This is a genomic window from Effusibacillus consociatus (assembly GCF_042652925.1).
GTDB classification, from domain to species: domain Bacteria; phylum Bacillota; class Bacilli; order Tumebacillales; family Effusibacillaceae; genus Effusibacillus; species Effusibacillus consociatus.
In genome coordinates, this window is the sequence record NZ_JBHSHC010000133.1 from 1 (window position 1) to 905 (window position 905).

The 905-nt window shown below is 39.4% G+C and carries 2 protein-coding genes; one reads left to right on the forward strand and one right to left on the reverse strand.

Translation table 11 applies throughout. From position 1 onward, the window contains the following. Positions 1–145: 145 nt before the first annotated feature. Complete coding sequence (locus ACFO8Q_RS19440; RefSeq protein WP_380028161.1) at positions 146–376, reverse strand: hypothetical protein; 231 nt, start codon at positions 374–376, stop codon at positions 146–148. 23 nt (positions 377–399) lie between these two features. Here ACFO8Q_RS19440 and ACFO8Q_RS19445 point away from each other — a divergent pair, with 23 nt between their 5' ends. Then, the gene (locus ACFO8Q_RS19445) at positions 400–600 is read left to right on the forward strand and encodes a winged helix-turn-helix domain-containing protein (RefSeq protein ID WP_380028164.1); all 201 of its coding nucleotides are present in this window, start codon (positions 400–402) and stop codon (positions 598–600) included. The last annotated feature ends 305 nt before the right edge of the window (positions 601–905 follow it).

Here is a 905-nt window from a genome sequence, read left to right on the forward strand (position 1 = left end):
CATATAAAACGAAACTCTATGAAAATAGCTCTAAAATGAAGGTATGTCCAAATAAGCGGGGTTAATCCGAGATTGAATCGTTCAAAATGAATAATTTAAAGACTAAGCCCGCACTAGGCGGGCTTTTTAAGTTGAACAGGGATCGTTATTTCACCTGCTTCGCCTTCTCGGCAAACGAAGTGTTCACAAGCTTGTCGTAAGGACCGGGTGTTTTCAGTTCGCCTGCCTGCCACATCACGGTGTGCATGTTTTCCCATTCTTCCTGGTCGATAATCGGGTCTTTTGCCCAGACGTCCGCTTTTTTGTAGCGGTCCGCGACACTGACCAGAATGTCTTTTTCAACCTGCGGGAAGTAGGGGACGATGACGTCAGCCACTTCTTGCGGCGTTGCGTTAACGGGTGGGAACCCCTATTACTGCAAAAGAGCTTTTGGATTTGGTTTGGATAGGAGAATACGAAGTCAGTTTTAGTAATCTCTATCATTATATTCGAAAATTAAGGGAAAAGCTTGAATGTAACCCCAATGATCCCAAAATATTACTTGCTTATAAGAAGGGTAAAGGGGGATTTGTACTTCGGTTTTTTGATGAAAAGGTTTAACTATTATCATTCATCAGAAAAAATCAACAACCTGAAAGAAAATTCATATGGAACCTGAATGTTTTTTTGTAGTCGTTTTTTAACAGAAACTAGTAAATTCAAATCATTGGGAGGCTATGGAACGACATATTCCACCAGTCCTGATGACTCTATGTGAAATACAAGAAAGACAACATATTGATGTGTAACTAAATCAAACGTTATTTGGTCTATTGAGGAGGAATTAGTGCAATGAATTTAAAAGGCTGAGTTCAAATATAGTGTTGCCTCCAAACATTAGTTCTGGTAATCTTCAGATATACAGA